Raw genomic sequence first — 26466 nt, 5'->3', positions numbered from 1 at the left:
GACTTTCCGTGAGTTCGGATCACCATATCAATGGAGTAACGTGACCAGGATTCGTCAAAAAATTGGCCAGCTGGGGGCGCTTTCATTGCGCACTCAGCTGGTTCTTTTAACAGCTTTTCTCTTAGCTTTAGCTATTTCTGTAACGTCGTTAGTGGCGATTTCTGCTCTACGCGGGCAAATGGTTCAGCAGTTGGACGAGGAGATGAAGTCCAACGCTCAGATGCTGACCGACTATATGGTCGATGGCAATCAGCTTCCTACCACCGGTCCTCTGATGCGGTTTCAGGCTTATTTACTAGATTCTGACGGCAAAGTAGTCAATTCAATCACCAGTATTTCCAACAACAATGTTGCCCCCAATATCAGTGGTTGGAACGCTGCGAAAGTAGATAAGTATTCCGCCAAGGCGTTCACGGTGGATTCTACGGACAGCACCTCGCAATGGCGCATTATGCCGTTCAATGCTGATGGCACCGACTATTCGGTTATTATTGCCACTCCTCTGAACCAGACCAACGCGGTCGTTGCTCTCGTTGCTATCCTCACCCTCGCTTTTGGTTTGGCAACTCTCTTTGCCTCTATCGCTATGAGTTGGGTGATGGTCACGCGTGCCTTTGAGCCCCTTGCACGAGTGGAGCAGACTGCGGCGCGAATCGCCGCCGGCGATCTCTCTCAGCGCATGGATAAGTACAACCCATACACTGAGATTGGTAGGCTGTCTTCTTCTCTCAACACGATGCTCTCGCATATTGAAAAAGCCTTTGAAGTTCAGAAAAACTCCGAAGTCAAAATGCGCCGTTTTGTAGGCGATGCGTCCCATGAACTCCGCACTCCCCTGGTATCTATTCGCGGTTATTCAGAGCTGTACCGCCAAGGAGCGCTGCAAACTGATGAGGCAGTGGCTACCGCAATGAGCCGTATTGAAGCAGAGTCAAAACGCATGGGTCAGCTGATTGAAGATTTGCTGACTTTAGCGCGAATCGATGAGCGCCGGGAAGCTGAAAACAAGCCTCTCGATTTGCTCAATATAGCCATCGATGCCGCCCAAGACGCGTTCGCCACCGCTCCTGACCGTGAGGTTGTAGTAGTGGGCTTACAAGACGATGAAGAACCAGGCTCGGCACCGATTGTGGGTGATGAGTCGCGCATCCGCCAGGTGATAGCTAATCTCATGACCAATGCCATTCGTTATACCCCCGCTGGAACTCCACTGGAAATTGCGGTGGGTAGCGATGTTTCTGAAAGTGGTCAGCAAATCTCCCGCATTCAGGTTCGCGACCACGGCCCTGGCATTCACGGGGACGAAAAACAAAAAGTGTTTGAACGCTTCTACCGCGCCGACTCATCGCGCACCCGAGAGACAGGCGGAACAGGTCTAGGGCTGTCCATCGTGGCAGGAATCGTGCAGCAACATGAAGGCACAGTTGAGGTATTAGAGACGCCCGGCGGCGGAGCTACGTTCTCCCTGGATTTCCCGTTGCAGACTGAGGTTCCCTCTTCTACCGGTTCGCTTCGCGCCTAAGCTCTTTTCTTCATCTCGGTTTAGAAACCGGGTACTAGAGGTCTGTGGATAACTTTTCTACCCCGGTTTTCTGGGGCTGCTTATCCACAGATTTTTTATTTCTCGGTCGCACTCGCCATTTTCTTCTAGCGTAGAAAACATGAACAGTACTTAGCTGTTCCCCTTCATATTGATTGCTTCTATGGCCTACTTCAAGGAGAAAACTCATGGCACAGTTCGTTGTCGATTCAGAAATTATTGCGTCCAAGAGCGCTACTGCTCGCGCGCAGGTAGAGAGTATTGCCTCAGAGGTCAATGCACTCACTGCTTCTCTTCAAGATCTTGAAGGTTCGTGGACGGGCGCGGCGTCCGTCAATTTCCAGGGCGTACTGAGTAATTGGCGAGCAACTCAGAGTCAGGTGGAAGAATCAATCGCACAGATCAATCAGGCTCTCTCGCGTGCAGGTGTGAACTACGCAGATACCGAAAGTGCAAACGCTGCAATGTTCGTAGGCTAGCCAAGAGGAGAAGGAGAGACGAGGCGGGTTCTCGTCTCTCCTTTTACCTACCGTGCCGGTGGAATTGCAGTTTCCTGTCGAAATTCCAGGCACCACTCTCCTCCTGTGCGTTTCCACAGGCTAGTTCGCATCACGTTCGCGCGAGGGGTCTGCACCGTTGAAAGAATATGGACGGCATCGGGGCCCAAGCTCTGGGTGGCAATAATTTCGGGTTCCTTCACGCTTTGAAAGGCATTGAGACGAAACTGGATAACTGTATCTCGATTAATGATTTTCCCCGTCGGAGTTACCCAGGTGAAGTCTTCGCTAAGGATTCTCCGTACTGTCGATTCATCAGAAAAAACGCTTTCTTCCCAGAGATTTTTTTCTGAGTCAACAGCCGCGGCACAAGAACTATCTGCCGTTGTAGATGGCGCGTTCTCGACACTATGAGATAGAGACGGGGAAACTGCCTCTGATGTTTTATTCTCCACCGGCTCACCAAGAGTGAACCCGGGTCCCTGCGCCGGAGTTTTGCCGTCTCGATACGCTGTTGCGGCAGCGCGTGCTCGCTCGTCGGCGGCTTCATTCATGGGATGTCCAGCGTGACCTTTGACCCACTCAAAAGTGCACTTTCGCCCTACCAAAGCAGCATCTAACTCTTTGAAGAGATCTAGGTTGAGAACAGGTTTGCCGTCAGCCTTCTTCCACCCTTTTTTCTTCCATCCGTGCCTCCATTTGGTCAGTGAGTCAATGGTGTACTTCGAATCGCAGAGGATTTTCAAGGGTCGGTCGGCAACGTGGTCGGTGGATTTGAGCAGTTCTAGCACAGCCTTTAGCTCGCCCATGTTGTTCGTTCCGTGTTTCCACCCGCCTGCTCCCCAGCATTCGTCGTTGACATACCATGCCCACCCTGCAGGGCCTGGGTTGCCCAGGGCAGAGCCGTCTGCAGCAGCGATAATTTCGGAAGTCATTATTAACCTACTTTAAAGTGTTTGCGCTGAGATCGGCAAAGTGCTCAGCGAAAGATTTCTATCAGTGATTCAGAGGTGAGAGCCGATACTATAACAACTATGAGTTCTGATTCAGCTACTACGGCCTACCTCTTTGCGGTTCCCACCAGCATACTGCGTTCAGGGCACGGGATTACCTGGCTTTCGTATGTAGGGTTAGCTGAACAGATGCAAGCAGCCGAATTCCGTCAAGCAGATGATGCGTTACATTTTGCAGCACAGCACTCGCTGATGAGAGTTATTGCCGCTACAGCTTTAGGTGTGCGCCCTACGCAAGCGGCAGAAATTCCCGTTCACCGCTCGTGCCTTTTGTGTACGGCAGGTGGAGAACACGGAAAGCCTCGTATAGAGGGTATTAATTTTAATATGGCGCGCACTCCCGGTCTAGCGGTGGGGGTTTTCATCGCTGAAGATATGGCGCTCGAAGACGCCACCCAGTTGGGGGTGGACGTCGAGCGGTTGCGCGGTAGTTTTTTTGATACTTACGACCGGATCTCGCTCACTCAAGAGGAAACGGCAGCACTTAAAGGGGAGCCTCAAGAAACCGCGCAGATGATTCGGTTGATGCTCTGGACCGGCAAGCAAGCGGTACTCAAAGCAGTCGGCGCAGGTTTACCGGCAGGCTTAAACAGTGTGCGCTGTTCGATGGACGATTTTCCCCGTTCGATTGATGAAGTCTCGGGTTTCACTACTACGGCTGTTTTTGAGCGGAGCGAAGTGGAAAACAAGCTATTTCATCTCACCTGGTTGGTACAGGGAGAATATTTTATTGCAGTGGCTTTGGACCGTCCCCGCCCTGTTTCTCTCCACGCAGTTACTACCCCTGTGGAAATAAAGCGAGTGTTAGAACCTCGTTAGAGAGCGATGGCGGTGGTATCGATTCCTAGTGCTTTGCCAAAAGAGCCAAGCTTGTTAGCGGTTTCAGCATGCTCACTTTCAGGTGTTGACCCCTCAACGATTCCTGCTCCAGCAAAAAGCGTAGCCTGAGTTTCGCTGACTTCGGCGCATCGAAGTACGAGTGCCCATTCGCCGTTGCCCTGCGCGTCCATCCAGCCCACCAGGCCACCGAAGAAACCGCGATTGAAATTTTCTAGTTGCTGGATGAGGTCGAGAGCAGACTCTGTTGGAAATCCGCAAATTGCCGGGGTGGGGTGGATAGCGCGTGCCCCGTCCAAGGAGCTCATGCCCGGGCGTAATTTTCCCCAAATTTTAGTTCCCAAGTGCCACAATTGCGGGGTAGCCATCAGCGAAGGAACGGCAGGTACGTGAAGTTCTTCGGTGAGAGATTCTAGCCGGTGACGGATATCGTCGACCACCGTAGCGTGCTCTGCCCGGTCTTTAGCGGAACGGAGAAGTGCCTCCCCGAGCTGAGCGTCATCAGTGCTTCCTGCAAGGGCAGTGCGGGAGACCGTGCCCGCGAGAGGGTGAGTTGTGAATGCCCCCTCTTCGCTGTGAAAGACAAGCTCGGGGGAAGCCCCCATAAGGTAGCGATCGCTCCCGGGGAGCTTAGCGGAGAAAACGAATGCGCGGGGCTGCTGAGCTAGAAGATTAGTGTAAACCGTCTCGGGGTCCAGTGTTTGCCCCTCATACTTAGCATGTAGTAAGCGGGCTAGCACTACTTTGTCCAATTCACCGTCGTTGAGCTTTTGGACGGCGGTTGCCACCGCCTGTCTGTAGCCGGGGTTATCTATACCCTCCAGCGAAGAGGGCTGGGGCAACTTATGCACGGGGCGCTGGGGCGTAGGTGTTTTCTCCCACCGTTCTGGCACCACGAGGTAAGGCTGTGCCTGCGGGTCGAAAGGTACAAGTCCGACGACGCCGGTTCCTTGACGTTGCGCGATCTCTAAGGCGTTCTCTTCGCATACGCGAAAAAGCTCACCAGAGACGGTGAGCGTACGGTCGTTTCGAGTAAATAGAAACTCAGAGAAGTCGGGGGTGCGCAGGGTCTTCTTCTTTCGTCAACGCTAGGTTCAAAGCGTTATTTTACTCTTGAATTATTCTTGCTCAAAGATAAAGTGAAAGTATCCCTACTTACATCAAGGAGAAAACAATGAATGTAGCAGATTTATTAACCGATGCTATCTCCCGTCCTACAGCAGCAATTACCCGCGCGTTAGAAGGTCTCTCAGCCGAACAGTTGAATGCACACCCCGCAGGGCACGATAATTCGATTGCATGGCTGGTTTGGCATATTGGAAGAGAGATTGACGTGCAGGTAGAGCATCTTGGGGGTCAGGAAGTCTGGAAAACCCAAGGGTTCCGCGAACGCTTTAACCTTGGTGAGATCGGTGATTCAGTGGGCTACGGCCATAGCTCCGAAGAGGCCCGTTCGCTCGTCATTGAAGATAAAGAGCTACTGGTGGAGTACGTCAAGGCGGCCGAAGCTGCTTACGTAGATTATGTAAGCAGTCTTTCGCCCGAAGATTTGGATGAGGTCATTGATACTCGCTGGGATCCGCCGGTAACCCGCGGTGCGCGGCTGGTATCCATGATTGACGACGCTGCCCAGCACGCAGGTCAGGTAGCCTACGCTGCCGGGCAGCTGTAAATCGTTCGTTGTTTTTGTTGAGCGTTGCTCACTACGATTTCATTCTTATTTAGACGAAGAGGCTAAACATGAAGCGGTCGTAGTGGGCATCGATCTTGGCAAGGGTGGATCCGATTTTCTCGGGGGACTCCCGGTAATCGTCTTCTGCCCAGGCGCTGATAACTGCCAGGCAACCTTGGATGTGGTATTTGGCGAGGAACTTAATGTTTTCTTCTGTTTTAAGGTTCTTAACTTCTTGCCAGAAGATATCGAGGTACATCTCTTCAACGATTTCGCCCAGCTTTTGGTAGAAGACGCGTGCGTTAGCTTCCACTAAAAACATGCGAAGAACTTCTTTATTTTCATAGACAAAAGCAATGAGTTTTCCGAAGATTTCATCGGAATTCATATTTTTGCCTAGAACTGGATCGGGAGCGAAAATTTGCTCTATTTCGTAAAAAGTATTTTTTTGGATTTGTTCGAAAAGTTCATCGATGTCAGTGTAATGAGAGTAAAAAGTGGCTCGGTGAATATCCGCTTTTTCCGCAAGTTCACTGACGGTGATGGACGAAAGATTTTTTTCTCGCATTATTTCCGCGAGGGCTAGATACAAAGCATTCTGTGTTTTCCGAACACGGCGATCCGCATGATTGCGAGCTCTCAAAGAGTTCTCCCTTGCTAACTATTTAGGGGACATACTACCCCTTTTCTGTTGCGTATTCCACGGTCTCAACGGCAAATGTTTATTGCTTTAATGAAACAAATTTTTCTACTCTGACTAGTAGATACCTTTTATTCATCTTATTCCGAGAGTACTTTATGAACAGCCTCACACCCGATACTCGCCTCGATATCGCCCAACTCATTTATCAAACTCACATGAGTAAAGTACATCATCTGTGGCTACATTCCTCGGATTCACAAGCATGTGTAGCCCTTATCGCAGAAGGAATCAGCGAAGATAATCTTCTTCTGGTAACTCGACAAGGAAAACTCGTTGGCGTAGCGCTCTTTGAGACCCAGGATTTCCCCCACGCATTGAACTTCACTTTCCGCTTTTTTACTCGACATTTTGGCGTCTTTTCAAGTTTCCGAAAATGGCTTGCTTTTATTTGCTACAAAAGAGCGGAGATTAAGCTGACGCCGGAGACATTCCACATTGAGGCACTCGTCGTCTCCCCAGATTTTCAGGGGCAGGGCATTGGCAGTCAAATGGTTCGTGACGCCTCGCAACTAGCGGGTGAGCTAGGAAAGACTCAGTTGGTCGTCGAGTTACCCGAGCACTACCAGAAGATGCTGGCTTTCTACCACCAACTTGGTTTTGTCACCAAGAGCAAAGAAAAAGTTAAATGGCCGATTCTGAGCCGCTTCGCTCGTCGGGCAGATGCGTCCTCCTACTACGTTCTCGAAAAAGACCTACTCAAAGATGATCCGGCCTGTAGAAACGCAGTGCCTTCTTCCTAACGGGGCTCTACGTCGCGCTGAAGTAGCGTAATAACCTCATAATGAGAGGTCTGGGGAAACATATCTAAGACCCTCGCCGCGCGCAAACAGTAAGAAGGCATACGCTCCATGTCACGAGCAAGGGAGCGGGCGTTGCAGCTGGAATAAATGACCGTTTTGATAGAGGAATTTTCAATCCAGTCGGTCAACTCCTTACCGATGCCCCTCCTCGGCGGATTCACAACGAGGACGTCGGGGTAGTCGTCTCTGGTACTGAGAGCGAATGCCGTGGCGTCCTCAGCATGAAAATTAATAGTACGTATGCCAAGATCCTGGGCGGTTCGCCGTCCGCTCTCAATAGCCTCCGCGCTCAGTTCTACTCCGGTGACCTGAGCAGTTGATGCGAGCGCAGCATGTAGCCCAAATCCGCCCACGCCACAGTAAAGATCCCACACGCTTGCAGGTTGAACTTCCTCAATCCATTCTTGTCCCTGCCGATAGAGGGCATTGGCAATAGCCGTATTGGTCTGAAAGAAACTTTGCGGACGAAGGTGGAGGGTGAGCTGATCTAGTTGCATGGGCAAAGTCTGCTGCTCCGTCAGAATAATCTCTTCGGTTCCTTCAACCAGCGCCACAGGATCACGGAGGAGATTCACAGTCACTACTTTGAGCCCTGTAATTTCCTGTTGAAGCCACGGAATTTCAGCACGGATGGCCACGAGTAACTTTTTGGAACGTATTACAAAACGAATCATGGACTCACCGGAGGATGACACTGTCACCAGGATATTTTTTAGCTCACCTTTGCGGGTGGCAATGTTGTAAGGCGTTAGTTTCGCCCGCGTAATAAGATCTCGTAGGACCGGCATCATGGCAGAAATCGTTGGATCATATAGACCGCAGCCCGAGAGGTCAATGCCTTGCCCGTCCCGTGTCACGATCCCTAAGGTTGGGTTCTGCGCACTTCCTGCGATTACAATTTTTGCCTTATTTCGAAATTTGCTTTCCTCCGACGATTGAGGAGCCAACCAGTTTACTGAGTCATCTGGCTGAAGAAGCGCGCGGGCGTCCTCGTCTTTCGCCTGAAGTTGCTGAGCGTAGGGCACGCCCATAGCTGAACAGGAGCGGCACAGGTGGGCATCAAAATAAGAGCATTGCATAGCGCACCCCATCCTACCCGAAAGGGGTGGGGACGACGGCGCCGTGCAATGCTCTTCAAGCCAGATATGGAACCGCTATTTATTACTGCCCGATAGCGTGGCGAATTGCCCACTTCATCTGGTAAGAGACTTTCTGCACACCCGTTTCGTTCAAAATGTGGCTATCACTCTGCATATAAGGCTTGAGGTTATAACGAGTAACCCAGCCACTGGTATCTACGAAGCTTGTGCCCTCTTCAGTAACTGCCTGGTTCATCTGAGCGTTGAAAGTGTTAATCTCTGTCTCATCGTCAGCGGTCAGTACACCGTGGAAGACGATATGAGAATTAGGGTAAACCTGGTGTAGCTGTTGCGCCAAAAATCGTGCGTTCTCCAGCGTATCTTCCCGGTCTGCTTTGCTAGTTGCATCCAGCTGAGTAGTTTCCACATTCACAACCCAAGGGGTTCCTTCAGGAAGCGCAATCAGATGTTTTTCCATCAAAGACGCCAGATTATTGAATGAAGGGAATGATGCCAGAGAAGTCTCAATATATCCCGCGTCGTGAGGTTCGTATCCTGCGTCTTTGAGACCCGTAGAGACTAAATCTGCGTGGCTGGGGAACGGACCATCAATAGTAATTGAGTCAGACCAGCTGAGACCCTTACCTGAAAAATTCTCAGCATAGTCCATCACGCGGTTCTTGACAGGATCGAATCGAAGATAGAACCGGTGATCATTCATACCGTTATCAAAAACAGTAGTGATTCCAGAGCCTGGATGAGCGGGGTCTTTCGACAAATCCATGCGGTAATCAACGGGAAGGCCAATGCGGAAAATCTCGCGGCTAAAATCACTGTTCTGGGGATTGGTCCAGAAATCATAAACTTCATCGCTCATCGGATGCACCGCACCGGTGTCCATGGAGTACACCAGCCAGCCCTTTTCAAAGTGCTGGGAGAACAGATAAGTGCTCAGACGATAAACGTTCGTTACGCCGGGTTCCTGTGCAGTACCCGCACCGTCTGCTTTACCCATGCCGTTTTCTTCAGCGAACTTTTTCAGGGCAACGCAGGACTGATCTGTCTGGTGCTCAGCTTTTGGCCCATTAATGATGCAGGTATCAGAGACAGGATCGCCAGTAGTACCTGTGGTAGTTGCGTATGCGGGTACCGAAGCTCCAACCAGTGCCAAAGTTGCAGCACCACCTAAAAGGGAGCGGAATGAGTTTTTCAAGATTGTCTCCAGTTGTAGATAAGCGAAATGTGAGGTGCGATTACATGAAAGTGTAACCGTATCGAGACAATTCAAAACCCGTTTCGCCTAGCAAACCCCAAGAAGTAGTCTAAAGTTCTGAAAAAATTGAGGGTGATTCAGCGATCGGCGGCAGTGGGACCCGTTTTGGCGTAGCGAGCGGACTTTTCTACCCCCGAGATTCCGATCAGAACACAGCAGAACCAGATGGCTCCCGCAGGCCCTAAAGGTGCTGCTACAGCACCGGCAATAAGCGGAATACAGACCTGCCCCAAACGATTTCCAGTAAGTCGCACCGCCAGCGCAGGCGAACGCCAGCTGACCGGCACCTCTTTGATAATCATGGTCATGGTTAGCGGCTGGGCGATTCCTACAAAGAAACCACCGACCACCATAGATAGAACAGAAATCCAGAGATTCTCTAAGGTCAATGGAACCAGCGCAATCACGATGGCGCTCACCAGTAACGACGCACGCACCGGCCCGAGCATGAGCGGTATAGAAATCAGTGCAAACGCCGCGCCCACCCACAGCGAAATATTAATAAGGTGCATTCGCTCGTCGCCGCTGCTGTTGCCCAGAATCAGCCCGCCCAAAAGCGGCCCCAGGAGCTGACCGGCGGAAATTCCCGCAGTCTGCCACCCAAACCCTTTGTCCAGCGTCGCGTCAGTAGAGTACCGAGGCACCGAAGCTTGCGAGGCAATCACAAATATAAGATGCCCAAAACCTAATAAGACACTGGCTAGTCCCACACCGATAATGCTGGGCGCCAGCGCCATGACAGCTGCGCCTGCGCATACAACGCCGTTTGCAAAAGAAACGCAAAAGTCACCAGAGTCCATAACCAGGCTTGCGGTCTAGATGGTGTTGCACTCGATTGCACCGGTACGTTACCCCCATAAAATTTGCGCAATATTCCGGCTTTGAGTGTACACCCGGCTATAGACCCCACCTTTAACAAAAGAAACCAGCGAGAAAAACTCGCTGGTCTCTTCTTGCCGAGAATAACTCGATTACATCATTCCGCCCATGCCGGGATCCATACCTGCAGCGGGGTTAGCGCCGGCAGGCTCAGGCTTGTCAGCAACAACAGCCTCGGTGGTCAAGAACAGACCAGCGATGGAAGCTGCGTTCTGCAGAGCCGAACGGGTTACCTTCACAGGATCGTTGATGCCTACAGCCATGAGATCTTCGTACTCGCCGGTAGCAGCGTTCAAGCCGGTACCTGCAGGCAGACCGCGAACCTTATCAACAACAACACCGGGCTCAAGACCAGCGTTCTGAGCAATCTGCTTCAAAGGAGCGTCGATAGCAACCTTGACGATGTTTGCGCCAGTTGCCTCGTCGCCGCTCAGCTCGAGAGAATCCAGAGCCTTCACACCAGCCTGAATCAAAGCAACGCCACCGCCGGCTACGATGCCCTCTTCAACAGCTGCCTTTGCGTTACGAACGGCGTCCTCAATACGGTGCTTGCGTTCCTTGAGTTCAACCTCAGTTGCAGCACCTGCCTTAAGAACTGCGACGCCGCCAGCCAGCTTAGCCAAACGCTCCTGGAGCTTCTCACGGTCGTAATCAGAATCAGAGTTCGCGATTTCGCCGCGAATCTGAGCTACACGACCCTCGATAGCAGCCTGATCGCCTGCACCTTCGATGATGGTGGTTTCGTCCTTAGTCACAACAACCTTGCGGGCGGTACCCAGCAAATCGATGGTTGCCTGATCCAAAGACAGACCAACTTCTTCGGTAATAACCTGGCCACCGGTGAGGATAGCGATATCAGCCATCTGAGCCTTGCGGCGGTCTCCGAAGCCGGGAGCCTTTACAGCAACCGACTTGATGGAACCGCGCATCTTATTGAGCACGAGCAGTGCAAGTGCTTCGCCCTCGATGTCCTCAGCAACAATCAACAGGGGCTTGCCCGACTGCATGACCTTCTCAAGAACAGGAACAAGATCCTTCACGTTGGAAATCTTGGAGTTCACAATCAAGATGTAGGGATCTTCAAGAACTGCTTCCTGGCGGTCAGGATCGGTGACGAAGTAACCGGAAAGGAAGCCCTTGTCGAAGCGCATACCCTCGGTGAGTTCGAGCTCAAGACCGAAGGTGTTGGACTCCTCAACGGTGATAACGCCTTCTTTACCGACCTTCTCCATTGCCTCAGCAATGAGCTTACCGATTTCCTTATCGCCAGCGGAGATAGATGCGGTTGCTGCGATCTCTTCTTCAGTTTCAACTTCCTTAGCGGAAGAAAGAAGCTCAGCGGTAACAGCCTCTACAGCCTTCTCAATACCGCGCTTAAGGGAAAGAGGATCAGCACCAGCTGCCACGTTACGCAGACCCTCGCGAACGAGTGCCTGAGCCAAAACAGTTGCGGTGGTGGTGCCGTCGCCAGCGACGTCGTCAGTCTTCTTAGCAACTTCCTTGACGAGCTCTGCGCCAATCTTCTCGTAAGGATCTTCGAGTTCGATTTCCTTAGCGATAGATACGCCGTCGTTGGTGATGGTGGGAGCGCCCCATGCCTTCTCCAAAACAACGTTGCGACCGCGAGGGCCAAGGGTTACTTTCACGGCGTCTGCAAGGGTGTTGAGACCCTTTTCTAGACCGCGGCGTGCTTCTTCATCAAATGCAATAAGCTTTGCCATTTTTACTTAATCCCTCCTGGACTAAGAGAATTCTTACCTCTCTCAGCGGTGCCCGCGACGGACGACGCCCCGCACTCGCGCTCTTCACGAGCCAGTTGCGCCTCACCTACTGAAAGCAAAATTATTTCCCGAGGAAACTGCTACACCTAGCACTACGATTTAGCAGTTAGACTCCTCGAGTGCTAATTCAATCTTGACACTTGAAGCGAGCGAGCGCAAACATTCTCACCCCCTACCCCTGCTTAATCGCCGTGAGCGCACAGAGCTTCCCCTGCCTCCCCCAGCACTAGGGTGCCGGAGTCTCGCTTGCAGTTGCCGACGCCGTGGCGGTTTCTTGAGCAGCCACATTTTCTTGAAAGCTTCCTTCGGGGATTCCAGCAAAATCTGGTCCCAAAACTACCGAAATATCGGCAGGCGCGTCCTTTTGTTCCTCAAAGTAAGAGAAACCCAAACCATCTGCCACGGTGTTAGCTTCTGCAATGAACCCGTTGGCGTAGTAAACCATGGAATAGGGGATGCTCTCGCCCTTCCAGTTCGATGTACCCGTGACGTTATAGCCGGCTTTTTTCATTTCGCGTTCAACTTCAGAAGCTGCCCCGGGATAGGTGCCCGCATTGTAGATTTTCACGTTTATTTCTGAAGGGTCTTTAGGCGTTTGTTGGCTTTCGTTGGAGCTGCCCGAAGCAGGGGCGCTCACTGCCGCCGAAACGTTATTGGGAGCATCGGGGGCAAGTGTACGCGGCTGCACCACGAACATCACAGCTCCAAGAAGAAGCCCTAAAATACCCACGCATAGTATGGCAATCGTTCCCCCACGGGAAGTGGATTGATCGATTTGTTGCCCGCGGTAGGCTCCACGGCGGGCTGAGTCTTCGGGAACGTCATCGAATTCGTCACGGGGGTATGAGTTCACTGGGAATCTTTCGTTGTCAATCTTGCTACTCTCTAGGGTACACAGCAGGTCTAGGAGTCGCGGTGCTCACGCAGACGGCGGGTGAGTGCGGGCTCGATACGGATAGCGCGGGGGTCATCAATGAGTACATTAAGTTTCTGATAATAAGCAATAGGCCCCAGGTTAAGTTCTGCCAGAATAGCCTGTTCTTTGGCACCGGGGTATTTCCACCGTCGTTTCTCTAACGCCAGGATGGACCGTTCGGTATCAGTGAGTTCCGCCCCTGCTTGATTTTCATCGCTCGATGACGCGCCAAGATCTACCATATGCTCTGTGCCCTCCCCTCGGTTAGTATTCATAGCCTAATCTTAAAACAGATTAATTTTTCATGTGCCCTTAAGGAGTAACCATGCCCGCTCAACCGCTCGATCAAATTATGGCAGCAGACTGGGCAGAAGCTTTAGCTCCGGTCGAATCCAATATTCGCGCTATGGGAAATTTTCTTCGCGAAGAACACATAGCGCAACGGGTCACGCTACCCCCGGCACAAGATATTTTCAATGCTTTTCAAGCACCGCTAGCCGATGTGAAGGTTTTGGTCATCGGTCAGGATCCTTACCCCACTCCGGGTCACGCTATGGGGCTCTCTTTTTCCGTGCATCCAGAAGTACGCCCGCTCCCCCGCTCGCTCCAAAATATCTATAAAGAACTTCATGCTGATTTGGGAATTACGCCTCCTGCCCACGGCGATCTTTCGGCGTGGAGCGAGCAGGGTGTCATGTTGATGAACCGCGTTCTTTCGGTAGAAGCTGGAAAAGCCGGATCGCACCGTAACCTGGGCTGGGAAAAAATCACTACCCGGGCCATCGAAGCTCTTGCTGAGCGCGGCACACCTCTGGTTGGGCTATTGTGGGGGCGCGACGCTCGTAATTGCCGGCAAATGCTAGCGAACTATCCTTGCGTGGAGTCGGCGCATCCTTCTCCACTTTCCGCCTCGCGAGGGTTCTTTGGTTCTCGTCCGTTCTCTAAAGTGAATGAGTTATTGGTACAGCAGGGAGCGCAACCTATTAATTGGGCGCTACCTCTTTAGTTGCCCGAACTATTTTGTCCAAAAGATAGTGCACCATGTAAGACCCTAAAACCACTCCCGATGCCATCGCGATAATCGTAGAAAAAGCACCCACCAGATTCGACATGCCAGCAATTGGGCTGGGGTCAATCACCACTGAATACAGCCCGCGGAAAATCGATAGACCGGGAAGCAAGAAGAGGAAACCCGGCACATAAAACGAAATTTGTGGCGCATGAGTTTTGAAGGCGATGTAAGCACTCAACGCGCCAACAACGAACGCGGCAAAAGCAGTATTGAAAGTGTTGGGCGCCGTATGGGTTAATGCGGAGAACCCGTAGTAAATCATCTGTCCGGCACCAAAAACTATTAGAACCCATAGCATGTTAGCCACGGTTCCCTGAGATACTGCAACCGCTGCCATAGAACCTACCCCTAATGCGGCCAGGGAAAGCCATATCGGAGGCGGATCAAAAACTGCCTGTTGAACATCCAATGTTGCCGCATCGAAGTAACTCATCACCGTGAGCGCCATGGCGATGCCCACGACTAGCCCCAGAAAATCAAGAGCAGTGGTCACGAACTTTCCCGCAGCCGTCAACGGATAGCCGGTGAGAGCGTCTTGTGCAGAAGACACCATGGTGGAGGTAGGTAAGAGTAGCAACAGCCCTCCAGCCACAACGTGGGGACTTGAGACGTAAAACCCCACATTTTGAGCTAAAGACCCTTGGCTACCCACCCACAAAGCGCCTGCAGTGATGATTCCGGAGCCGATTGCCATCATGAAGAAGCTGGGCAAACTCATTTTGGAGGCAATACTCATACCGGTAACAGCCACCACCGCAATTACCACCGCGGCCAAGGCAGCTCGCCAGCTACCACCCAAGCCCAACGTAAAACCGCCAATCGTCAAGAGCTCTGCGCAGTTAATTACCAGAGGAGAGTATAGCTTTCTCGAACGGTTAATTTCCTTTAACCGCCGTTCCGCTTGATGACGGGAAAGCCCCTTCTCGGTGATGCTGTGAATCAGACCGTAAATTGCCGTTAGGGAAGAATAGTTTTCCGAACGAGTACGCACCACACGCACTACCGTGTGGCTAAATCTCTCTCGCGTTCCGTTAGCTTCCACAGCGATTTGTGCAGTATCCGTATGCTCGGGATCAGACACATAGTTGACGATGACGGACTGGTTAGTCACGTTCACCTCAACATTATCCAAACCATAGGAAGCACAGATAGCCACGATAGCTGAATCAACATCTCGGGTGTCTGCGCCGAAGTGGAACATAGTTTCCGCTAATCGGACGGTGAAGTTAAGTACCTCGCGGGCTTGTTCTTTTTCTTGAACGTACTGCTCGTGGCGTTTATGGGCTGAAAGAGTAAATTGGCGCTGAGCTACACTGGCAACTCCGCGGAGGGGTTGAGTGAAGTTTTGTTGGGAGCTAACAAACGAGCGCAGCGATTGCCCGAGGCGAGAGCGGTTTCCCGCTTGCTTGGGTTTATATTCCGGTAGCGGAATACTCGCTGTCTGAGGAGATGCCGAGGGGTAGACTGTCGGCTGCAAGGATGTAGTGGCAGAGTCTAAGGATGGCGTCCCAAACGCATTCTGCGACGTCTCTGCAGATGCAGATGACCTAGCAGGCGCGCCAGAGAATTTCGCGCGAAGCGCCGGATCAGCAATCTGATCAGGTGTAATAGCAGGGAAAGCGCTCGTGTATATTGAGCGCGAACGCCCCTGTGCTACCATTGCCTCCTGCAGTACCGGCGAAGAACCAGAATGGTCTTCCGCTGAATCCATTGAAAAGGCGGTGGACTCAGAACTCTCTTCTTCGCTTTGCTGGACGAAGGCGGCTGGAACTTGGGCAGAATCTGGAGTAAGCCCACCGGGAAGAGTTGCCGGTGCACCAAATGCACTTGCGGCAGGGGTTTCATCGGAGAAACTGTCAAAAGCTGAAGGGTACCCCGTGGGCTGTAGTCCCTGCTTGTTTGGAATGCTCATGAACCCCTTTCCCTTTTTCTGCACAATTTTTCTGCACCATGCGAGCTAGTGTTTTTTGACCGCCATCATCATGGTGGTCAGCGGCATGGTTTCTAGCATCTCAGATTTCATAAATTTTTGCAGAAGATACTGCATAATGAAACCGCCCAAAACCACGCCGGCAGCCATACCAAAAATAATGGTAACGGCTGTTAGCAAGCTGGGAAGACCTGCCCCCTGGTTGCCCTGAACGGTAAAGAGATAAAGACCGCGAAACATTGAAAGACCGGGGAGCAGAAAGGTTAGGGAAGGCACATAGAACATGGATGCCGGCGCCTGAAGTTTAAAAGCAAGATAGGTGCTCATCATGCCTACTACTACCGCGCCTAAAATCGCATAAGCGCGCCCTGCGCCCTCCCCCAAAACCGCCACGTAGACGTTAGTGAGGCAAATTCCGCACGTCGAAATCAGCACAATCCACAGCAGCGCTTGACGGCGGGCGTAGTAAATGACGCCGATAGAAACCGAGGCAAGCACCATAAAAATAAGGTTCTTGAAACTATTGAGCGGATGAAATATAGCCTCTTGAATCTGCAAAGTACCCAGCCCAAACACTTGCAAGAGAGCTACCGCAGAAGAAAGACCTATGCCTATTCCCAACAGGGAGAGTCCTGCGGAAACAAACTTTCCCGCCGCAGTCAAAGGAAAACCCGTTAGCGCGTCTTGCACCGTAGAAATCATGCGGGAGGTAGGTAGCAGCATGAACATTCCCGCAGCCACAATAAACTGGGCTTCAACATGCACACCGATTTTAGCCAACACAGATTGCTCGTCTGCCAGGTATAGTCCCATCAATGTAACGAGCAATGAGCCCACCAGCATGTTAAAGAACTCCGGCACCTTCATTCGGTCTATCAGCGTATTAATCTGATGAACCAGAGAAAATGTAATTCCAGAAATAAGCGCTGCGGGTGCAGAGCCACCAATACCTACTGTCAACGACGCCGCAGTCATAAAGTGCGCTAAAGTCATCACTAACGGCGAATAGGGCTTACGGGCTTTCACCAGATAATTAAGTCGTTTCTGAGCTCGTGAGCAGCTCAGTTTGCGTTGCGTAATGTTGCCAATGAGCCGGTAAATATCTTCCAACTCTGCATAGTTTTCAGACCACGAACGCACCACACGCATCACGGTGTAGGCAATACGCTCGTTCTCGATGGCTGCTGTATCACTCTCCCCGGGTGAATCAGGCGTCACCAGACCGATAGCGCGAGTCTTATCGTTGACTACGTCAACATCAGAAACATAATTGATAATCACCGACTGGCTGGTGATGTCCACTTCGACGTCGTCCAACCCATAAGCAGAGCAGACCGAAACCACCGCCGAATCGACGTCAATCGTATCTGCGCCACAGTGGAACATCGCCTCTGCCAACCGCAATGCAAAGTTGAGTATCTGGTGGATTTCCTCTTTTTCGCGGATACGCTGATCCCGGTTCTGCTCTGCGATATGTGCAGAAAACTGTTTTTGAGAAAGACGAGCGACTCCTCGCACCGGTTGCTTCAGCGCTATATCCGCCTTCACCAGGGATTTCAGAGAAGAGCGCACGCCCTTCGGAGAACGAGAAACGCCAACCGGCTGCACGGCGGGGGCAGTCTCTGGCGATGCCGAAGGATAGGACGGCGGTAATATGCCGGTGCTCTCCACCGGGGCTTCCCCGTTGTCACTCAGAGAAAGAAAGTTCACCGATGGTTCGGAATCTTGTGGCGTGAGAGGAAGGGCAGAAGTTCCAAGCGCCGCCTCTGCAGGCTCAAAAGCAGATGCGGAGGGGTACTGCTGAGGCAACTCTGAAGAATTACTCAAGCAATACACCTCCGCATCAACGAAGCTCCCTAGCGGGAGAGTTTTTAGTAGAAAGGCTGACCGGTCTTGCGTACCCAGAGTCCGCGCTGAACCTTCTCAGCGAAACGAGTCCACAGCTCATACTTAGCCGGTGAAAGAACCTGATCCCATACACCAACGTAATCAATAACGTCCTTGGTAAAGGACGTTTTGAAGAGTCCCAGACCGTAGTAGTGGTGATCCTTGTTCTTCAACTCTGACTTAGGCGGAGTACCGCAGAAGTCGTAAGACTTAATATCAAAGTCCTTCTTCAAATCAGTCAAAGCGGTCCACTGAACCTGGTGGGAATCACCGTACTGTTTACGGCGGGGCTTAGAGCCGCCGTCCTTATAGGTTCCCTTATCGCCGTAGGCAATAACGTACGCACCGACCGAAGGTTCGCCGTCTTCGTAGGTGAAGTAGAGACGGCCCTGGCCCGCTTTTTCGAAGGTGGTCCAGAAGTCTTTGTAGTAGTCGTAGGAACGCAGGTTTACCTTGGCATTTCCCTGACCCACAGTGTCCATCAGAGCATACATTTTCTGCATGTTCTCTTCGGTCAGTTCCACGCGCTCGACTTCGCAACCTTCGCGCTTGGAACGACGCACAGCGTTGCGGCCGCGGGAGCTCAGCGACTTCAGCACGTCTTCTTCGCTCTTGTCGGTATCAAGTACTGCGGTGGAGTCATTAGGCTGAATATTGAAAGCCTTCTTCAAACCGGTTTTCGCCAAGAAAGCAGAGTTCTGCTCACTATCAATCAAATCCGGCTCAATCTTAATCAGAAAGACGCCAAGCTTATTCGCTTCGATAAATTCCTTGTTCGCATCCATGAGGGCGGGAATCTCTTCAACGCTGTTCACGTCGGGTCCCTTAATCATGTACCACACCTTGCCTAGTGCAGGTACAGATTTTTCAAGGATGAGGTTATAGCTTTTGAAAGGTGTATCTTCCCCGTTAAGAACGGTAGTACCCTCGTAAACCATGTGCAGAGGCTTCCAGCCGTGCTTAGCCTTCACCGATGCGAAAGACGCCGACTGTAGCAGGTTACCGCCATTAGGGTTAGCGGTAACGTGGTCATCCCATGCACTGATTTCTTCATCGGTCGCAAAGCGTGCTGTAAATTCTCGCAAGAGCCTCAACTTCTTTTCCATGCGCGGAGATTGCCACGCTCTCAAACTTTTTGCTTCGGTGTCTAAGTCTAGCGAGGTCACCGCGATGAATACAGCACATGTTGCGTGAGTAATTGCTCAAGATACTTTGGCACCCCCCACAGTAGGGTACGAAAAAGTCCCGCAACCCTTCGATGGGTTGCGGGACTTTTAAACCTTGTGAGGCTCAGTGATTACTCAGCGTCGTGATCGGTTTCGAGAATCTTGACCAAGGTGTCAAGAGCTTCTTCAGCGCCGTCGCCTTCTGCACGAAGTACAACTTTGTCGCCGTGCTTAGCACCGAGTGACATCAGTGAGAGGATTGAAGCTGCGTCCATAGCCTCGTCTGCGGGCTCGCCTTCAGCTGCAATGGTGACCTCAACGGGCAGGTCGCCAGCTGCTTCAGCGAAGATAGCTGCTGGGCGTGCGTGCAGGCCAACGCGGCTTGCAATGGTGGCGATACGTTCTGCCATGATTTTCTCCTTGAATAGAGTTCGGGAAGTTGTCTCTTCCACTATTGAGTCTAGTAGAGGTTCAGTTCCATTTGCGAAACCGAACCATCACAATTCGGTATATATTACAGCCCGAGTTCGTCCAAGATCGGTAGCTCTTCGCGAGCTGCTGTCTTAGCTTCTGCAGATGAAATCTGGGACAGAGCCTTCACTGCAATCTGCTGAGCCTTTTCCTTGGTGACGGTCTTGAGAACAGCAGATACTGCTGCAATCGCGCCGGCATTCATGGAGAGGGTGTCAACGCCCAAGCCCACTAAAACGACGGCAAGTGCGGGGTCAGCTGCTGCCTCGCCACATACCGAAACATATTTCTTGATGCCGTGCAGTACAGATGCACGCTGAGCGCCTTCAACGGTCAGCTTAATCATCTTCAGCACTGCAGGCTGCCAAGGGTTATTCAGGTGCGCGAGATCGCCCAGAAGACGATCTGCTGCCATGGTGTACTGGGTGAGGTCATTGGTACCGATGGATACGAAATCTACTTCACCGAGAATTGCTTCAGCATTGACGGCAGCGGCAGGTGTTTCCACCATAACGCCCTTAGTCTGAATGCCAGCTTCATCAAGCATCTTGCTGAAGGTACGTGCTTCAGAGGTGGTAGAAATCATCGGAGCCATCACCCAGATGTCTGCTTCTGATCCCTCAGCAGCTTTGTTAATAGCTTCTAGCTGACGGTTCAAGACGCCGGGCACGGTCCAGTCGGTACGGAAACCACGCACGCCCAGTGCAGGGTTTTCTTCTTCCTTCACGTTCAAGAAGGGAAGGGGCTTATCAGCACCGGCATCGAGGGTACGAACCACAATGTGCTGACCGGGGAAAGCATCAAACACAGACTTGTAAGTCTCTGCCTGAGTTTCTACCGAAGGCTCAGAGTCGTTTCCGAGGAAGCCGAATTCGGTGCGCAGAAGACCAACGCCCTCTGCGCTTAAACCTGCAGCCTTTTCAGCTGATTTGCCGTCGCCCACGTTAGCATACAGAGGAATGGAAGTGCCATCCGACAAAACACCCTTGCCATCAAAAGCAGGGAGAGGCTGACGGTTAGCATACTTCTCAGCAGAGCTCTTCTGCTCTTCGGTAGGTTCGGTATCAACCAAACCTTCGTTGGAATCAACATAAACCAAGGTTCCATTAGCAATCTCGGTAACACCTTTAGCTGCAACGACAGCAGGCAGACCCAGCCCGCGAGCCAAAATCGCAGTGTGAGCCTGAGGACCCCCATCGGAAGTAATCAGAGCAATAACCTTTGAAGGATCCAAAGTAGCGGTATCAGCAGGAGCCAAATCAATAGCTGCCAGGATGAACGGTTCGCTAGCTACGGGAATGCCGGGAGCCTGCTGGCCGGTTAGCTCAGCAACGATGCGGGCACGCACGTCCTGAATATCAGTCACGCGCTCAGCCATGTAACCGCCGAGAGCTTCCATCTGCTTCATGAAGTCGCTAGCGGCCTCCCAGATAGCGCGCTCGGGAGCCATGCTCTGCTTCTCCACGAGCTTCTTTGCGCCCTTGAGCAACGCACGGTCAGTTGCCATCTGCGAGGTGGACTTCAGAACCGCTTTGCCGTCACGACCAGCATTTTCAGCACGCTCTAGAAGGTCAGCTTTAACCGACTCAGCTGCTGATTGAATACGGGCACTTGCCGACTCTACGGTCTCGCCCTCAGCAAGTTTCAAACCTGCTTTAGGCTCTTTGATTGGCTCTGGCATCTGAAGCACAGGGCCAATCACACGGCCAGCATAAACGCCAACGCCTTTATAAGTAGTCATATCCTTATGTTCCTTACTGTAGGAAGACTCAGAGTAATTGAATTGGTTGCAATACTACCGGTATTTAGGCAACAGCTTTAGCAGACTCTTCTTTTTTGCTCGTCATCATTTTGAGGACGATATAAATCACTGCGGTTACCGCAGTGCCGGCAAGAACTGCTACCAGGAACATGGGCCAGTTTTCCATCAAAGCAATAACCCAGATACCACCGTGAGGGGCGGGAGAAGCTACTCCTGCACCCATCGAGATAGCGCCAGCTACAGCAGCGCCGATGACTGAGGAAGGGATAACACGCAGCGGGTCAGCGGTTGCAAAAGGAATCGCACCTTCAGAGATGAAGGATGCACCGAGTAACCAGGCTGCCTTGCCGTTTTCGCGTTCAGGCTGGCTAAACAGGCGAGGACGCACGGTAGTTGCCAGCGCCATAGCCAGAGGGGGAACCATGCCGGAGATAATAACGGCTGCCATAATCTGCTGGTTAGCCAGTTCTCCCGATGCAAGACCGGCAGTTGCAAAGAGGTAGGCTGCCTTGTTCACAGGACCGCCCAAATCGAAGCCCATCATGGCACCCAGAACCAGACCAAGAAGTACAGCAGAAGCACCGGACATGGACATCAGCCAGTCCTGCAAACCGTTCATAATCCAAGCGATAGGACCGCCCAGAACGAAGAACATGAGCCCGGCTGCAAAAAGAGTTGCTATCAGCGGAGTGATAACCACCGGCATCATTGAACCAAGCCAGCGTGGAAGCTTGGGCAAAGAAAGCCAGTAGGCGCACAAACCAGCAAGCAAACCTGCAACGATACCGCCGAGGAAGCCGCCGCCCACCAGGAGAGCAACTGAACCGGCGATAAAACCGGGAGCAATACCTGGGCGTTGTGCCAAACCGTAAGCAATATAAGCAGCGAGTGCAGGAACCATCAGTCCCAGACCGTAACCACCGATGGTGTGCAATGCTGCACCAATGTAGAGGCTCAGCGGAGTATCGCCGAGGTTCCACAGGGACGCGTCCTTCAGAATCGCAGCGGGGTCAACCTCACCCAAGTTCGGTACGGTAATCGCTTCGAGCATGAAACCCAGCGCCACGATGATACCGCCAGCGGCAACGAAGGGGATCATGTAAGAAACGCCGGACATCAGCGCCTGGTATATACGAGTGCCCCAGGGCTTGCCAGCATCCGAAGTAGATTCTTCAGCGGAAGTACCGTGAGCTGCTGCTACGCGGCGTCCATTGGGAGTCGAAGCCTCCGTGAGAGCGTCCTCAATCATCTGTTTGGGATCGTCGATACCGCGTTTAACGGGACCTTCAACATAGGGCTTGCCAGCAAAACGCTCGCGACCGCGAACGGGCACATCTACAGCAAAGACAACGGCGTCAGCTTCTTCAATATCTGCGGCAGTGAGCTTGTCGCCACCGGAGGAACCCTGGGGCTCAACCTTGAAGTCGTATCCTAATTCTTCAGCGGCGTATTTGAGGCCGTCTGCAGCCATGTAGGTGTGTGCAATGCCGGTGGGGCAAGCAGTAATCGCTACGATTTTTTTGCGGGTAGAAGATGAGCTTTCCGTGGCAGCAACCGACGATGCCGCAGTAGCAGCAGCTGTAGCGCTCGTCTGAGCGGCAGGAGCAGACTCTGCGGTCTTTGGTGACCCGTCTGCGTTGACTCCCAAAGCGCCGTTGACGAGATCAACTACTTCCTGAGCACTCTTTGCCTCGCGCAGAGCCGCGGTGAAGGTCTTTTTCATCAGCGAACGCGCCATCGTGGAAAGAATTTTCAGATGCGCCTGATCTGCCCCATCGGGAGCAGCAATGAAGAAAATGAGGTCGGCGGGACCGTCTTTCGCTCCGAAATTAATCGGAGGATGCGGACGCGCCATCGCTAAAGTAGGTTCGGTAACTGCGGCTGAACGGCAGTGCGGAATCGCAATACCACCGGGAATACCGGTATCTGTTTTTGATTCGCGCGCTTTAGCATCCGCATAGAGAGTGTCGAAGTCAGTAGCTCGGCCAGCTTGCGTGACCATCTGGGCAAGACGGGAAATCACATCAAAGCGTGAATCGCCCAGATTTTCATCTAAGCTCACGAGATCTGCAGTAATGACAGCAGACATAGGTTCTCCTCAAATAAAAGGTACATTCGCAGTTCGTAAACCGCCCTCGAGCGGTCCCCTATCGTTGACGAACAAATGCACCGCATGTGCGATAGGCGAAATCTAGAGTGAAACCGGAGTGATAGTCACTTTATCCGGTGCGGTCTGGGCAAGGGTGGGCACCTGGGTACCTGCCAAAGACGCCGCAGCTGACCCGTGGGCAACAGCTTGTGCTAGGCATTCCTCCACGGATTTACCCTGCTCATGGGCAATGAGGTAGCCAGCCAGGGAGCAATCTCCGGCGCCAACGGTGCTTCGAACCTGCACCGGTTCGTGCTTAGCATGCCATGCGCCATCGCGGGTCACAAGTACCGCTCCTTCACCGCCAAGGGTAGCTAACACGGTATCAATTCCACGCTCTACTAGTTCCTTAGCTGTGCGTGCGGTGAGTTCGATATTCCCCTCAAGCTCTTCCCACTCATCGGGGCGTCCCACCAGTTCAGCGAGTTCTTCGGAGTTGGGCTTGATGAGGTTGGGCATTCCATCCTGCCCGTTCACGGCATCCCGCAAAGCGTGACCTGAGGTATCCACGGCAATCAAAGGAGCTTTTTCTCCCAATGCTTCGCGGATAGCACGACCTACCACCGAGTAGTAATCGCTCTGGACGCCGGGAGGCAGCGACCCTGCCAAAACCAGCCAGGAAGCGTCATGAGTTTCCTGAATAAGCAAGCGGGTAAGTTCCTGTTGAGCTGCCCCATTGAGAGGTTCACCCGGGGCGTTGAGCTTAGTGGTCGTTCCATCGGGCTCTACCACGGTGATGTTAGAGCGGATAGCCGCCCCAGTGGGCATGTTGGTATATTCAACGCCCTCTTCTTTCAACCCCATCAACACGGGGTCTTCGTTATCACCGGGCAAAACCGCCACGGTATCAAAGCCAGAAACCTTCAATGCGCGGGCGATATTGACGCCTTTACCACCAGAATCCTGGGCAGTTCGTTCAGCGCGCATCACGGTTCCCCGCTTCAGTTCTGAAGGGAGCTCCACCGTGCGATCTAAGCTGGGGTTAGCGGTTAGCGTGACAATCATACGATTACAACCTCTACATTGGATTCTTCAAGCGCAGCCGCGAGGTCTCCCTCGGGTGCCTTATCAGTGATTAATGTGTCGACGTCTTCCAAGCCGGCAAAACGAATCAGTGATTCCTTACCAAACTTTGCCGAATCGCACAGAAGAACTACACGACGCGCCGACTTAACAATCGCCGTCTTAACTATTGCCTCGCTCAAACCAGGAGTGCTTAGACCGAACTCTGCGTCCAATCCGTTCACGCCTATGAAAGCAATATCAGGGCGGATAGTGGAGAAATGTTCTGCGGTCTGAGCGCCGATGGCAGCCCACGTCATTTTTCGAACCTGTCCGCCCACTAGATCCAGAACAATACCCTCAGCTTCAGCTAACTTCACGGCGATGTGAAGCGCATGAGTAATAATGAGGCGATCTGCACCAGATTTGAGACTGAAGTTCTCCGAGGCAATTCGGTCAGCCAAAATTTCAATAGTGGTTCCAGCATCCAGCACCACAGCGCCCGCATCTGCATCAAGCAACAGCTCATAGGCTTGCATAGCAATGCGCTGTTTTTCAGGAGTGTTGAGGCTCTGGCGGAGAGCAATAGACGATTCAACTGATGTTGACTGCTCTACAGTGACGGCGCCGCCATGAACACGGCGTAGTTTGCCCTCTGCCTCAAGGGCAGCGAGGTCGCGTCGTACAGTTTCCATCGTCACTTCATAGCGGCGGGCCAATTCGGCACCGTTCACTCTTCGCGCGGATGCTACTAATTTAGCGATCTCGGCGCGGCGTTCCTCTGCGAACATAAAGAACATCACCTAACACAGTGGGGGATGGAATTGCATACAACCTTGCGCCTTGATTTTATGTGGGTTTATGTTGTTTCGTCAATGTAAATTGGCTTTTATCCCACGCAGTAATTTATAACGAAGCAGAATCTTTCAGCTTTTTAGAGCGGTAGATTCCCCACAGAATCGCAAGAGCAGCAGCCCATCCCAAGGTTCCGCCTAAGGTATTTGCCACAATATCCCACAGCGAACTGGTGCGCCCGGGCATCCATAATTGAGTGAACTCGATGCAGGCGGTAGTAGCCAGCGCCAATAGAGGCACCCATCGTCGCGTGCGATTTCTCAGAAGTAGGGTCAAAAGAAAACCACCGGGAGTAAACATCAGCACATTAGAGAGCCACTCGACGGTTTTATACGAGAACCAAAGAGGTAGCCAGCCTTGATTGTGCCCCGTTCTCAAAAAGGTTTTCACCAACTCACCGCTGGGATTATCGTCCACGTGTACTGGCCAAAAGACGACTAAACCGACCGCCACAATATATACGCCCAGGAGCATGTACCCCGCCAGGCGCCACTTTTCATAACCGCCACGAGCCCGCAAAGGATTAGAAGTGAGATGAACAGGAGTAAACATTACTTCTTTCCAGTCAGCAAGGGTTCATTCTCTTCACTCCAGGCAAACAGACCCTCCAAAGGAATTTCTAAAGGCTGAGCATTGGGCACCGGAGTGGCCCATTCTTTACCGTGAGCAGCACTGAGCACCCGACGAATCAGCGAACCGTGGGATACCGCAATGATGCGCTGACCGGGATACTGGCGGACGACATCCTGCAAAGTCTTCACCCCGCGCACGTAGACCGAACGCTCGGATTCCACGCCCTCATAAAAAGCATCGGGTTCGGCCCGCGCCTCTACAGAAATGTCCAGTCCCTCGGCTTCCCCATAGTGCCGCTCAATGAGCCCCTCAAAAGTTTCAGAGACTTCTAGCCCCAGTTCCTTTCCCACAATCTGTGCTGTCTCCAACGCACGGGAAAGAGGAGACGCCACCAGCACTTCAAATCCCAGGTTGAGCTCTCGCAGACGCTGGCCAATTTCCACCGCCTGCGCACGTCCGACCTCATTGAGAGGGATATCCGAAGACCCCTGCATCAAATGTTGCTTATTCCAAGCGGTCTGACCGTGGCGGATAAGAGTAAGGGATCCTGAAAGGTCCAAATGCTCGGTAGTCATTGGTTCTCCTTTATCAATCAGTGGTTCGGGGAGG

The 26466-nt window shown here is 52.3% G+C and carries 25 protein-coding genes; 6 read left to right on the top strand and 19 right to left on the bottom strand.

Features of this window, described 5'->3' with window-relative positions; genetic code table 11:
* Positions 1–40: 40 nt before the first annotated feature.
* Both IDM48_RS02110 and IDM48_RS02105 read left to right on the top strand, forming a co-directional pair.
* Positions 41–1522, top strand: coding sequence for a sensor histidine kinase (locus tag IDM48_RS02110; protein WP_238398011.1), 1482 nt, complete (start codon positions 41–43; stop codon positions 1520–1522).
* 206 nt (positions 1523–1728) lie between these two features.
* Positions 1729–2019 carry a WXG100 family type VII secretion target gene (locus tag IDM48_RS02105; RefSeq protein WP_068169223.1) on the top strand — a complete coding sequence of 97 codons (291 nt, stop codon included), beginning with the start codon at positions 1729–1731 and terminating at the stop codon, positions 2017–2019.
* Positions 2020–2066: 47 nt separating this feature from the next.
* Here IDM48_RS02105 and IDM48_RS02100 read toward each other — a convergent pair whose 3' ends face one another.
* Complete coding sequence (locus IDM48_RS02100; RefSeq protein WP_151145233.1) at positions 2067–2972, bottom strand: RNase H family protein; 906 nt, start codon at positions 2970–2972, stop codon at positions 2067–2069.
* A 99-nt stretch (positions 2973–3071) separates the two neighbouring features.
* Here IDM48_RS02100 and IDM48_RS02095 point away from each other — a divergent pair, with 99 nt between their 5' ends.
* Entirely contained in the window at positions 3072–3869 is a 798-nt protein-coding gene (locus IDM48_RS02095; protein ID WP_190617836.1) for a 4'-phosphopantetheinyl transferase family protein, read from the top strand.
* On the opposite strand, the gene IDM48_RS02090 is transcribed toward IDM48_RS02095, so the two are convergent.
* Positions 3866–4780 (bottom strand): isochorismate synthase, encoded by a 915-nt coding sequence (locus IDM48_RS02090; protein ID WP_238398010.1) that lies wholly within the window; start codon positions 4778–4780, stop codon positions 3866–3868. The genes IDM48_RS02095 and IDM48_RS02090 overlap by 4 nt on opposite strands.
* 281 nt (positions 4781–5061) lie before the next feature.
* Here IDM48_RS02090 and IDM48_RS02085 point away from each other — a divergent pair, with 281 nt between their 5' ends.
* A complete protein-coding gene (locus IDM48_RS02085; protein WP_190617835.1) occupies positions 5062–5559 on the top strand; it encodes a mycothiol transferase in 498 nt (165 codons plus the stop codon).
* A 49-nt stretch (positions 5560–5608) separates the two neighbouring features.
* Here the strand turns inward: IDM48_RS02085 and IDM48_RS02080 are convergent, their stop codons facing one another.
* Positions 5609–6202 (bottom strand): TetR/AcrR family transcriptional regulator, encoded by a 594-nt coding sequence (locus IDM48_RS02080; RefSeq protein ID WP_202939901.1) that lies wholly within the window; start codon positions 6200–6202, stop codon positions 5609–5611.
* Between the two features lie 155 nt (positions 6203–6357).
* Between IDM48_RS02080 and IDM48_RS02075 the strand changes: the two genes are divergently transcribed.
* Positions 6358–7002 (top strand): GNAT family N-acetyltransferase, encoded by a 645-nt coding sequence (locus IDM48_RS02075; protein WP_190617834.1) that lies wholly within the window; start codon positions 6358–6360, stop codon positions 7000–7002.
* On the opposite strand, the gene rlmC is transcribed toward IDM48_RS02075, so the two are convergent.
* The 6 genes from rlmC to IDM48_RS02045 all read right to left on the bottom strand — a co-directional run bounded on the left by rlmC (position 6999) and on the right by IDM48_RS02045 (position 13265).
* Positions 6999–8141, bottom strand: coding sequence for a 23S rRNA (uracil(747)-C(5))-methyltransferase RlmC (gene rlmC, locus IDM48_RS02070; RefSeq protein ID WP_190617833.1), 1143 nt, complete (start codon positions 8139–8141; stop codon positions 6999–7001). The genes IDM48_RS02075 and rlmC overlap by 4 nt on opposite strands.
* An 82-nt stretch (positions 8142–8223) precedes the next feature.
* Positions 8224–9354 (bottom strand): SGNH/GDSL hydrolase family protein, encoded by a 1131-nt coding sequence (locus IDM48_RS02065; RefSeq protein WP_190617832.1) that lies wholly within the window; start codon positions 9352–9354, stop codon positions 8224–8226.
* 137 nt (positions 9355–9491) lie between these two features.
* Positions 9492–10214, bottom strand: coding sequence for an MFS transporter (locus tag IDM48_RS02060; protein ID WP_190617831.1), 723 nt, complete (start codon positions 10212–10214; stop codon positions 9492–9494).
* 171 nt (positions 10215–10385) lie between these two features.
* Positions 10386–12014, bottom strand: a complete 1629-nt coding sequence (gene groL / locus IDM48_RS02055) for a chaperonin GroEL (RefSeq protein WP_145173816.1) — start codon at positions 12012–12014, stop codon at positions 10386–10388.
* Between the two features lie 286 nt (positions 12015–12300).
* Positions 12301–12927, bottom strand: a complete 627-nt coding sequence (locus IDM48_RS02050; protein WP_190617830.1) for a LytR C-terminal domain-containing protein — start codon at positions 12925–12927, stop codon at positions 12301–12303.
* Positions 12928–12977: 50 nt separating this feature from the next.
* Entirely contained in the window at positions 12978–13265 is a 288-nt protein-coding gene (locus IDM48_RS02045) for a DUF3263 domain-containing protein (protein ID WP_238398009.1), read from the bottom strand.
* Between the two features lie 50 nt (positions 13266–13315).
* Here IDM48_RS02045 and IDM48_RS02040 point away from each other — a divergent pair, with 50 nt between their 5' ends.
* Positions 13316–13996 carry a uracil-DNA glycosylase gene (locus IDM48_RS02040; protein ID WP_145173822.1) on the top strand — a complete coding sequence of 227 codons (681 nt, stop codon included), beginning with the start codon at positions 13316–13318 and terminating at the stop codon, positions 13994–13996.
* Here the strand turns inward: IDM48_RS02040 and IDM48_RS02035 are convergent.
* From IDM48_RS02035 to IDM48_RS11615, 10 genes are all read right to left on the bottom strand, one after another.
* On the bottom strand, positions 13974–15974 hold the full coding sequence (locus IDM48_RS02035) for a threonine/serine exporter family protein (protein WP_190617829.1): 2001 nt from the start codon (positions 15972–15974) through the stop codon (positions 13974–13976). The two genes, IDM48_RS02040 and IDM48_RS02035, sit on opposite strands and share 23 nt — an antisense overlap.
* A 45-nt stretch (positions 15975–16019) precedes the next feature.
* Complete coding sequence (locus tag IDM48_RS02030; RefSeq protein ID WP_145173828.1) at positions 16020–17819, bottom strand: threonine/serine exporter family protein; 1800 nt, start codon at positions 17817–17819, stop codon at positions 16020–16022.
* Between the two features lie 44 nt (positions 17820–17863).
* On the bottom strand, positions 17864–18964 hold the full coding sequence (locus IDM48_RS02025) for a lipid II:glycine glycyltransferase FemX (RefSeq protein WP_068169331.1): 1101 nt from the start codon (positions 18962–18964) through the stop codon (positions 17864–17866).
* A 212-nt stretch (positions 18965–19176) separates the two neighbouring features.
* Positions 19177–19455, bottom strand: a complete 279-nt coding sequence (locus IDM48_RS02020; protein ID WP_068169273.1) for an HPr family phosphocarrier protein — start codon at positions 19453–19455, stop codon at positions 19177–19179.
* Between the two features lie 104 nt (positions 19456–19559).
* Positions 19560–21257, bottom strand: a complete 1698-nt coding sequence (gene ptsP, locus IDM48_RS02015) for a phosphoenolpyruvate--protein phosphotransferase (protein WP_145173831.1) — start codon at positions 21255–21257, stop codon at positions 19560–19562.
* A 64-nt stretch (positions 21258–21321) separates the two neighbouring features.
* A complete protein-coding gene (locus IDM48_RS02010) occupies positions 21322–23367 on the bottom strand; it encodes a PTS fructose transporter subunit IIABC (protein ID WP_068169278.1) in 2046 nt (681 codons plus the stop codon).
* Positions 23368–23469: 102 nt separating this feature from the next.
* A complete protein-coding gene (locus IDM48_RS02005) occupies positions 23470–24432 on the bottom strand; it encodes a 1-phosphofructokinase family hexose kinase (protein ID WP_068169281.1) in 963 nt (320 codons plus the stop codon).
* The gene (locus tag IDM48_RS02000; protein ID WP_068169283.1) at positions 24429–25220 is read right to left on the bottom strand and encodes a DeoR/GlpR family DNA-binding transcription regulator; all 792 of its coding nucleotides are present in this window, start codon (positions 25218–25220) and stop codon (positions 24429–24431) included. Before IDM48_RS02000 ends, IDM48_RS02005 begins: the two co-directional genes overlap by 4 nt.
* A gap of 115 nt (positions 25221–25335) precedes the next feature.
* Complete coding sequence (locus IDM48_RS01995; protein ID WP_145173834.1) at positions 25336–25836, bottom strand: VanZ family protein; 501 nt, start codon at positions 25834–25836, stop codon at positions 25336–25338.
* Positions 25836–26432: a histidine phosphatase family protein gene (locus tag IDM48_RS11615; RefSeq protein ID WP_233125955.1), complete on the bottom strand. Its 597-nt coding sequence runs from the start codon at positions 26430–26432 to the stop codon at positions 25836–25838. The genes IDM48_RS01995 and IDM48_RS11615 overlap by 1 nt, the downstream gene beginning before the upstream one ends.
* Between the last annotated feature and the right edge of the window lie 34 nt (positions 26433–26466).

This window comes from Rothia amarae (assembly GCF_014705945.2).
In the GTDB taxonomy this organism is placed as follows: domain Bacteria; phylum Actinomycetota; class Actinomycetes; order Actinomycetales; family Micrococcaceae; genus Rothia; species Rothia amarae.
The sequence above is the reverse complement of the archived record's forward strand: the minus strand, read 5'-3'. Positions and strand labels throughout refer to the sequence as shown.